Source organism: Kitasatospora sp. NPDC059817, assembly GCF_042731835.1.
In the GTDB taxonomy this organism is placed as follows: Bacteria; Actinomycetota; Actinomycetes; order Streptomycetales; family Streptomycetaceae; genus Kitasatospora.
Genome location: NZ_JBHWIR010000105.1, coordinates 7,315 through 15,447 on the forward strand (window position 1 = coordinate 7,315; position 8,133 = coordinate 15,447).

11 protein-coding genes are annotated in these 8,133 nt (G+C 71.2%); 6 read left to right on the plus strand and 5 right to left on the minus strand.

Translation table 11 applies throughout. The features are described from left to right. The first annotated feature begins 62 nt into the window (after positions 1-62). From ACFV61_RS22040 to ACFV61_RS22050, 3 genes are all read left to right on the plus strand, one after another. Positions 63-230 (plus strand): DUF397 domain-containing protein, encoded by a 168-nt coding sequence (locus tag ACFV61_RS22040; protein ID WP_380493477.1) that lies wholly within the window; start codon positions 63-65, stop codon positions 228-230. A gap of 353 nt (positions 231-583) precedes the next feature. Further along, on the plus strand, positions 584-1,390 hold the full coding sequence (locus tag ACFV61_RS22045; protein ID WP_380493506.1) for a class I SAM-dependent methyltransferase: 807 nt from the start codon (positions 584-586) through the stop codon (positions 1,388-1,390). A gap of 253 nt (positions 1,391-1,643) precedes the next feature. After that, positions 1,644-2,408 (plus strand): maleylpyruvate isomerase family mycothiol-dependent enzyme, encoded by a 765-nt coding sequence (locus tag ACFV61_RS22050; RefSeq protein ID WP_380493479.1) that lies wholly within the window; start codon positions 1,644-1,646, stop codon positions 2,406-2,408. 59 nt (positions 2,409-2,467) lie between these two features. On the opposite strand, the gene ACFV61_RS22055 is transcribed toward ACFV61_RS22050, so the two are convergent. Then, the gene (locus ACFV61_RS22055) at positions 2,468-2,620 is read right to left on the minus strand and encodes a hypothetical protein (RefSeq protein ID WP_380493480.1); all 153 of its coding nucleotides are present in this window, start codon (positions 2,618-2,620) and stop codon (positions 2,468-2,470) included. A gap of 173 nt (positions 2,621-2,793) precedes the next feature. Here ACFV61_RS22055 and ACFV61_RS22060 point away from each other — a divergent pair, with 173 nt between their 5' ends. Next, positions 2,794-2,922, plus strand: a complete 129-nt coding sequence (locus ACFV61_RS22060) for a hypothetical protein (protein ID WP_380344211.1) — start codon at positions 2,794-2,796, stop codon at positions 2,920-2,922. A 66-nt stretch (positions 2,923-2,988) separates the two neighbouring features. Here the strand turns inward: ACFV61_RS22060 and ACFV61_RS22065 are convergent, their stop codons facing one another. Beyond that, the gene (locus ACFV61_RS22065; protein WP_380425183.1) at positions 2,989-3,558 is read right to left on the minus strand and encodes a GNAT family N-acetyltransferase; all 570 of its coding nucleotides are present in this window, start codon (positions 3,556-3,558) and stop codon (positions 2,989-2,991) included. Positions 3,559-3,679: 121 nt separating this feature from the next. Continuing rightward, the gene (locus ACFV61_RS22070; RefSeq protein WP_363376036.1) at positions 3,680-3,880 is read right to left on the minus strand and encodes a hypothetical protein; all 201 of its coding nucleotides are present in this window, start codon (positions 3,878-3,880) and stop codon (positions 3,680-3,682) included. 410 nt (positions 3,881-4,290) lie between these two features. On the opposite strand from ACFV61_RS22070, the gene ACFV61_RS22075 reads away from it, so the two are divergent. Further along, a complete protein-coding gene (locus tag ACFV61_RS22075) occupies positions 4,291-5,097 on the plus strand; it encodes an SDR family oxidoreductase (protein ID WP_380493482.1) in 807 nt (268 codons plus the stop codon). A 27-nt stretch (positions 5,098-5,124) separates the two neighbouring features. Continuing rightward, positions 5,125-6,018, plus strand: a complete 894-nt coding sequence (locus tag ACFV61_RS22080) for a helix-turn-helix transcriptional regulator (protein ID WP_380493484.1) — start codon at positions 5,125-5,127, stop codon at positions 6,016-6,018. A gap of 60 nt (positions 6,019-6,078) precedes the next feature. Here the strand turns inward: ACFV61_RS22080 and ACFV61_RS22085 are convergent, their stop codons facing one another. After that, entirely contained in the window at positions 6,079-6,891 is an 813-nt protein-coding gene (locus tag ACFV61_RS22085; protein WP_380493486.1) for a DUF4253 domain-containing protein, read from the minus strand. An 89-nt stretch (positions 6,892-6,980) separates the two neighbouring features. Continuing rightward, complete coding sequence (locus ACFV61_RS22090) at positions 6,981-7,979, minus strand: aldo/keto reductase (RefSeq protein WP_380493488.1); 999 nt, start codon at positions 7,977-7,979, stop codon at positions 6,981-6,983. Positions 7,980-8,133: the final 154 nt, after the last annotated feature.

Sequence of the window (8,133 nt, forward strand, 5' to 3'; positions counted from 1 at the left end):
GCCATCGCGGATGGCTGCGCCGCACAACCCAGGACCCCAAGCATCCGGAAGGAACTGGCACCATGAGCTTCCGCCCCGACCTGTCCTCTGCCCACTGGGTCAAGTCCTCCCACAGCTCCGACGGGGGTCAGTGCGTCGAGATCGCACCCGGCTTCCCGAGCGTCTTCCCCGCCGACGCCTGGCAGGCCTTCGTCACCGCCGTCCGCGCAGGCGAGTTCGGCGCCAACTGATGCTGCTCGATGGTGCCGCCGACCCGGCTCGGGGCGGCGGCACCTGACACTCTCGCTCTGGATCCGGCAGTCCTTCGCCTGCATGGGAAGAAGGAGCACGGAGCGGTGAACTCGTCGAGGCTGCAGTGGGTGTTGCCGCTCGTCGGCCGCTGTCCCCGCTCACCGAAGGTAGACCGATTCTCACTGAGGTCTGATCGGATCTGCTGTTGTCGTGAGCAGGACTCGAGCGAGAAATCGCAGGCGCCGCCAAGGGGCGTCTCGTACCCTCGTCCTCACCGGTTCGCCGAATAGCCACTGAGGATTGTGTGAAGCACTTCGATCTCCACGCCAGGATTCCGTTGCTCGTGAAGACCATGGCCGCTGCCGACCACAGCCCGGATGCTCAGCTGATACAGACACGCCACCGCGCTTCACTCGTGGAGAGCTGGGACATCGAGCCCGGATCCACCGTCCTCGAACTGGGTTGCGGGCAGGGCGATATGACCGCCGTCCTCGCGGAGGCTGTCGGACCCCAGGGACGCGTGGTGGCCGTCGATGTCGCCGATCCGACCTACGGGGCGCCGGTCACGCTCGGGGAATCGGCGGCCCGGCTCGCGGCGAGCCCGGTCGGGCCGCGCATCGACTTCCGCTTGAGCACGGATGTCCGCGACCTGTCGGTCGACTTCCCCTCCGACGCCTTCGACCACGTCGTGCTCGCCCACTGCTCCTGGTACTTCGCCTCGCTCGGGCAGCTGCGCGACACGCTGGCCCGGGTGCGGCCCTGGGCGCGGCGGCTGTGGTTCACCGAGTGGGACCTGACGCCCTCCTGCGGCGACCAGCTCGCGCACCTGCTCGCAGTATTGATCCAGGGCCAGATCGAGGCTGCAGGCTCACACGGCGAGGGCAACATCCGCACGTCCTTCTCCCGCGAGGCGCTGCTGCGGCTCCTGCCCGAGGCGGGCTGGACAGCGGACGGCGACGGGCCGGTCGACACCGACGCACTCCAGGACGCGGACTGGGAGATCACCGCCTGTCTCGACCTGATCACCGGAGGAGAACGGTTGGCCGCGCTGTCCGAACCGGTACGGCAACTCGTCCTCAGCCAGAGCGACGTCCTGCGGGCCGTCGCCGCACCGCATGGCAACCGCCCGCTCGCGGCGTACTGGGTCACCGCACGCTGAAGTGCCACCCCGGCCAAACCTTCCGACCTCAGTCGGATCCCGCAGCCCTGGCACTTCCGCAACCCGGCCGGCCCGGCCCGGCGCCCTCGAACACCGAACCAGGTTAGAACTTCAGGCTGCCCAAGGTGTACTGATGGCATCGCGTATCAGGTTGTCGTGAATTGGCCATGCTGGCAGTGGAGTTAAGAGGACATCTCATTTTGGGGCCTTAAATCGAGTGCGAGAGTTCCGGTCCGGGTGATACAAGGTCTGCGTGACTGAGCAATTCTCCTTCCCCACCCTGCTGCAGATGATCGACGAGCGGTCCGCCGCGTTCCGCGCCGCCGTCGCCGCTGCCCCCAGCCTCGACGCCGACGTCCCGTCCTGCCCGGGCTGGACGCTGTACGACCTGGCGAACCACCTCAGTGAGGGGGACCGCTTCTGGGCCTACATCGTGCTGAACACCGCGCCGGGCGACGAGCGGCCGAGCAAGGACGGGCTGGCGGCGCCCAGGGAGCGCGAGGCCCTCATAGCCTGGCTGGCCGACTCGACGGAGCAGCTGCTTGCCGCTCTGCGCGAGGCCGGCCCGGACCGGGCCTGCTGGGCCTGGTGGGAGCCGCTGGCCTCGCCGCACACGGGGGCCGCCGTGGCCCGCCGCCGCGTCCACGAGTCGCTGATCCACACCTACGACGCCCAGCTGGCCTCCGGTACGCCACAGGAGCTGCCGACGACCGAGGCGGTCGACGCCATCGAGGAGTTCCTCGCCACCGTCTGCACCGTCACCGTCCCGTGGCCGCACGAGCCCGCCACCATGGACTACCACGCAGCCGAGGCCGGCTCCTGGCGCCAGACGGTGGACGCCGCCGGTTCCCGCTTCACCCGCCTCACCGCGGCGGAGGCCGCCGAGAGCAAGCCCACCGCCGCCATCTACGGCACGGCGAGCGAGATGGCCCTGCTCATGTACATGCGTATCCCGAACGACTCGCTGCGGATGGAGGGCGACGCCGCCCTGCTCCAGCAGCTGCAGAACGGGGGCTGACGGCTTGGGGAGCGATAAGAATCTGGGCAGGCTCGGCTGAGCAATCCGCCTGGGATTGATCAGCAGGACGTCGGGCGGGCGTCGGCGGCAAGGACGAGTTCTTTGCTCGTCTTGCGGGTGGCCCGGCGGGCTGACCGGTCGGAGACCAGGCCGGCTATGGCGGCTTTGGTCTCGGCGAAGTATTCGCGGCGGCCGGTGTAGCGCTGCGCCACTGCTTGTACTCGGCGTTGGCGTGTTCCACGCAGATCCGGTTGGAGGACTGCGCTCGGCGTTCGTGCCGCCAGGCGTGCTGCTCGCCGAGGGGCGCGTCCTTCTTCGGCTTGCGGGGTGGGGCCGTGACCTGGCGTGGGAACTGGTTGGCGAGGCCCCGGTAGCCCTCGTCGACATGCACCTTGACGCCGGGGCGGCGGTCGCCGCCGCGCCGCTCCCGCAGCGCAGACTCCTGCTGCGCCTCGCAGGCAGGGACGAGCTCAGCGACGAGTTCGGCAAGATGCTGCGGGGATATGCCCGATAGGGCGTGATGAGACAAGGCCGCGCGGGCCGATGACTTCACATCCACGGGCGCCGCGCCTCGCGCCGCCTACGCCTGCCGCCGCTCCCACTGCTCCTTCGTGATCTCGTACCGCACACCCCCGTGCTCGGAACCCTCGACCGCCATCATGTAGTCCGGCGTGGGGATGTTCTCCGCGAGCGTCATCCCGAGCTTCTCCATGACGTTACGCGAAGGGCGGTTCACGGTCATCGTCTCGGCCCAGACCATGCGGATGCCGAGCTCGGCGAACCCCTTCGCCAGCAGCGCCTGCGAGACTTCGGTGGCGTAGCCCCGGCCCCAGGCCGCCTGGCGCAGGCGATAGCCGAGTTCGGCCTCCTCACGCGGGCCGCTGCGCAGCGGACGCAGGCAGAACCAGCCGACGAACGCGCCGCCGTCCTTCTCGTCCGCGGCGAACAGGCCGAGGTCATGATTCCAGCGCTCGTAGCCGGCGAGGATGCTGGGGATGGCGAGGTCGCGGACCTCCTCTGGCGGGGTTGGAGCGCCGCCGTTCAGGTAGCGCATCACCGCCGGGTCGCTGTCCAGCTCGATCAGCAGGTCCGCGTCGGCGGCGGCGAAGGGGCGGAGGGTCAGGCGCTCGGACTCGAGGTAGGTGGCCACGTGAGGATCATGGCCGAGACGGGTCGGACGGTCCAGGGAGTTTTCGGGCCGCGCCTGTCACCGGGTGGCGTTCTGACCGCAGTTCCGTGAATGATCTTCAGGTAGGCCGCGAGGGCTGTGGTCAGCTCGTTCGACCACTCTTGTGCAGCGCGGCGCTCGCGCGGAAGCGGATACGGCCGCAGCGGTCTTTCACCTCCTCGGTCGCGTCGTCCGGGCAGCAGCAGTGCCGAGCCAGCCAGGCCAGATCGCCAGGATCCAGCCAGAGTGCCACGCGCCCACGGTCGGCTTCGGTCTGAGGATTGGTCGGCTTGATCTCGGTCATGGCGAGAGGCTACTCAATCCGCAGCAAGCGCCTCGAAGATCATTCACGAAAGCGCGGGCAGAGCCTCTTTCAGACGGTCCGGGGGCGGCGGCGCCTGACGGTGTCGCTCTGGATGACGAGCCGACGCTGAACCACATCTGCCCAGACGGTGGGCGAGCCTGGCGAGGCACGGCCTGCGGTGGCTCGACGTCCCCGACGGCCCCGAACTCGGCGGTGGGAACGGGTGCCGGGGTCAGCGCATCAGGCAAGGGGGGCTCTCGCAGTACCTGTATCACCAGGGTCTCCCGGACGTCCAAAACGCCTGTCACCATGGACACACGCTGCAGCTTCACCCCCATCAGTTCAATTCAGCTGCCCCGAATGCGCGACCGTGTCGGCGCGTTCTTCGACGGCAGAAGGGACGGAGATCAATGGCGGGCAATCAATTCACCGCTCACACGGAACTTTTCGATCTGAGCGGGAAGTACGCCCTTGTCACCGGCGGCACCAGGGGAATCGGGCTGATGATAGCGCGCGGCCTTCTCCAGGCGGGCGCCCGTGTCGTCATCAGCTCGCGCAAGGCGGACGCGTGCGCGGAGGCGCAGCAGCTGCTGTCCGAATTCGGCGACGTTCAAGCAATTCCCGCCGACCTGTCCAGGCACGACGAGTGTCAGCGCCTCGCCGATCTTGTCGAGGCCGGCTCGGGACGCCTGGACATCCTTGTCAACAACGCGGGGGCGATGTGGCGCGAGCCGCTGGAGACGTTTCCGGACGAGGCCTGGGACGCGGTGATCGACCTCAACCTCAAGTCGCCGTTCTGGCTGGTGCAGGCGCTGCTCCCCGCACTTCGCAGGGCGGGCACCGCGGATGATCCCGCGCGGATCATCAACATCGGCAGTATCGCCGCCATCCACGTCGCCCAGTCGCCCAACTACTCGTACGCCAGCAGCAAAGCGGCTCTTCATCAACTCACCAGGGTGCTTGCCAGGGAGCTGGGCCCACAGCACGTCACGGTGAACGCGGTGGCACCGGGAGTGTTCCCGTCGCGGATGACGGCGTCCACGCTCGATGCCGTCGGCGACACGATCGCGGCGGCGGCCCCTCTGCGCCGGATCGGCCGCGCCGACGACATGGCGGGTGTCGCCGTGTTTCTCGCCAGCCGGGCCGGGTCCTACCTCACGGGCACCGTCATCCCGGTGGACGGCGGCATCGCGACGACCGCATCGGGCACCCCTTAGACTGCGGGACCGGCTTACGGTGAGGGGATGGCCACGATGGATCTGCGCACCGAGATCCGGGAGTTCCTCAGCTCGCGTCGCGCCCGCATCGCACCCGCGCAGGCGGGCCTTCCCGCTTACGGCGGCAACCGTCGGGTCAAGGGTCTGCGCCGCGAGGAGGTGGCGCTGCTGGCGGGGGTATCGGTCGACTACTACGTGCGCATGGAGCGCGGCAGGCTCGCCGGTGTCTCCGATGGCGTGCTCGACGCGCTGGCCTCTGCCTTGCAACTCGACGAGGCCGAGCGCGACCACCTGTTCCACCTCGCGCGCCAGTCCACGGCGCCCAGCGGCCCGCGCCGGCGCAGGCCTGCCGTGACGGTGCGCTCGACGCTGCAGCAGGTGCTCGACGCGATCTCCGGTGCGCCGGCCTGGATCGGTAACGGCCGTTATGACGTGCTCGCCATGAACCAACTCGCTCGCGCGCTGTATTCACCGGTGCTGGCCGACTCGCGACGGCCCGCGAACACGGCGCGGTTCGTCTATCTGAACCCCGAGGCGGCCAGGGATTTCTTTGTCGACTACGACCACATTGCCGGCGGAGTGGCCGCGAAGCTGCGCATGGAAGCCGGCCGCAATCCGCACGACGAGGAACTGATCACCCTGGTCGGCGAACTGTCGACGTCCAGTGAGCTGTTCCGGCAGCGGTGGGCATCTCAGGACGTGCGGCTGCACCGGTCCGGCCGCAAGCGTGTGCGCCATCCGATCGTGGGCCGGCTCGACTTGGACGTCGAGTCCCTGGAACTGCCCGCCGAACCCGGCCTGCACCTCAACGTCTACACCGCACCCGCGGGCACACCGGCCGCTGACAATCTGGCGCTCCTGGCGTCGTGGGCGGCCACCCAGCAGGCGCCGGCGACCGAGCTCGAAGCGCACAACGGATAGTCCGACCCCTTCAGTTCTGGTCCGGTGGATCCGGGCCCGGTGGCGGGAACGGGTGCCGGGTCAGTCCCACCAGAACGACCACTGGTGGGCGGCGACGAGGCCTTCGGCGTAGGCGGTCAGGGTGCCGGTGCCCTGGAAGACGAGGTCGGGGCAGAAGGCGGTGTGCTCGGCGGCCAGCGGGAGGGCCTCGGTGAGCGTGGCGGGCGGGACGGCGACGCTCAACTCCAGTGTGTCGAAGCCGACTTGGACGACCTGGGCGCCGAAGCGGCGCTCCCAGTCGGCGAGCACGGCGGCGATCTTGGCGGTGTCGTCCTCGTGGTTGAGCGGGCCGCTCCAGCCGCAGGCGGCCAGCGCCTCGGCGCCGCTGCCCGCCTCGACCAGGCCCAGGCGCGCGTCCCGTACGGACAGCAGCACGTCGGCCAGGCCGCGGGCCTCGATGCCGGGGGCGCCGTCGGGGACGGCCGCGACGGGGGCGGTGCCGGGCCAGACGGGGCCGAAGGGGGCCAGGGCGGCGTGGAGTTCGGCGGCGTCCTCGGTGTCGAGCGGGCCCTCGGACCCGTCCTCGTCGGTGCCGCCGAGCTGCTGCCACCAGCGGCGCAGCAGGGCGTCGGGGTCGTAGAGGGTGGGGTCGGAGGCGGAGGCCGGGAAGAGTTCGCCGGACAGCCAGGGGCGGTAGTCGGCGCCGTCGCCGAGGGGGACGAGCAGCAGCGGCCACAGGCCGGACTGCGGGTGGGCGCGGTGGAGTTGCTGCCACAGGCCGGCGGGGGCGGGGGCGTCGCTGATCCACAGCAGCGGCTCCGGCCCGTCCTCGCCGCCGACCAGGCGGCCGGGCGGGAGGGTGGCGGGCAGGAGACGGGACAGGTCCGAGGTCATGGGGCCACCGTAGGGGCGGTCACTGACAAGGGAGTTCGGGCAGGGGGGTCGGGCGGCGGGGTTCGGGCCCGCGGTGCGGCGGGGGTGGTTCAGGCCCAGGGCAGGGCGGCGCGGGTGCGCCAGTACGCCGGGGCGGGTTCGGCCAGGACGGCGAGGGCGGCCAGGTCGTCGGGGTCGGGGTGCAGGGTGGCGGCGGTGAGGTTGGAGGCGAGCTGGTCGACGGTCGCCGCGCCGGACAGGACGAGGTCGGCCCAGGGCTGGGCGGCGGCCGCGGCCAGGGCGAGGGCGTCGAGGGGGGCGCCGGTGCGGGTGGCGAGGGCGCGCAGTGCGGCGGTGTCGTTCCCGGTGGCGTTGCGCCCGGCGAGGCGGCCGTTGGCCATGCCTTCCTTGACGACGACCAGCCAGCCGGCGGCGTGGGCTTCGGCCAGGGCGGGGGCGGCGGAGGGTTCGAGCAGGTTCCAGGTGGCCTGGACGGCGGTGAACAGCGGGCGGCCGTCCACGGTGACGGCCAGGGCGGCGCGGATGGTGTCCGCCTGGGCCGGGCCGCTGGTGGACAGGCCGACCCGCACGCCCTGTCCGGCCAGGTCGGCCAGGCGGGCGTGCAGGGCGGTGTCGGTCAGGGCGGGGCTGTCGGGGGTGACGGAGTGGACCAGGTAGACGTCCAGGTGCGGGCCCAGCAGGGAGCGGGTCTCGTGGATCTGGCGGTCGAACACCGCCGTGGAGTGTTCCTTGACCTCGTGCGCGGCCACGCCGGTGGTCTGCCAGTCGGCCGTGTAGGTGTAGCCCCATTTGCTGCCGACCGTCACCTCGGCGGCGGCCGCGGGGTGTTCGGCGAGCCACTGGGCGACGAACTCCTCGGCGCGGCCGTAGGAGCGGGCGGTGTCGAGGTAGCGCACGCCGGCGGCGTAGGCGGCGTCGAGCAGGGCGTGGGTGCGGTCGCGCAGCGCCTCGACGGTGCGTTCGGCGGGCAGGTCGCCGTCGCGTCCGAGGGTGATGTAGCCGGGCCGGCCGACGGCTGCGGTGCCCAGGCCGTACCGCGCGATCGGCGGGCGGTCGGCGGCGGCTCCGGTGGCGGGGTCGGTCGGCATGGCGGGGTCTCCTCGGGCGCGACGGTGCTCACCTGGGACTTTACCGTCGGGTCGGCCGGCGCGGGGGCGCCCCGCCGCCGGGGCGCGCGGGGGGGCGGCGGCGGCGCGCCCGCCCCGCCGCCGCCGCGCCGCCCGCGGGGCCGGCCCCGCGCCC

Excerpts from the sequence above, each read along its gene's own strand:
- ACFV61_RS22070 (WP_363376036.1), bottom strand. The coding sequence starts at position 3,880 with ATGACCGAGATCAAGCCGACCAATCCTCAGACCGAAGCCGACCGTGGG.
- ACFV61_RS22045 (WP_380493506.1), top strand. The coding sequence starts at position 584 with ATGGCCGCTGCCGACCACAGCCCGGATGCTCAGCTGATACAGACACGC.
- ACFV61_RS22085 (WP_380493486.1), bottom strand. The coding sequence starts at position 6,891 with ATGACCTCGGACCTGTCCCGTCTCCTGCCCGCCACCCTCCCGCCCGGC.
- ACFV61_RS22040 (WP_380493477.1), top strand. The coding sequence starts at position 63 with ATGAGCTTCCGCCCCGACCTGTCCTCTGCCCACTGGGTCAAGTCCTCC.
- ACFV61_RS22080 (WP_380493484.1), top strand. The coding sequence starts at position 5,125 with ATGGCCACGATGGATCTGCGCACCGAGATCCGGGAGTTCCTCAGCTCG.
- ACFV61_RS22075 (WP_380493482.1), top strand. The coding sequence starts at position 4,291 with ATGGCGGGCAATCAATTCACCGCTCACACGGAACTTTTCGATCTGAGC.
- ACFV61_RS22090 (WP_380493488.1), bottom strand. The coding sequence starts at position 7,979 with ATGCCGACCGACCCCGCCACCGGAGCCGCCGCCGACCGCCCGCCGATC.
- ACFV61_RS22060 (WP_380344211.1), top strand. The coding sequence starts at position 2,794 with ATGCACCTTGACGCCGGGGCGGCGGTCGCCGCCGCGCCGCTCCCGCAG.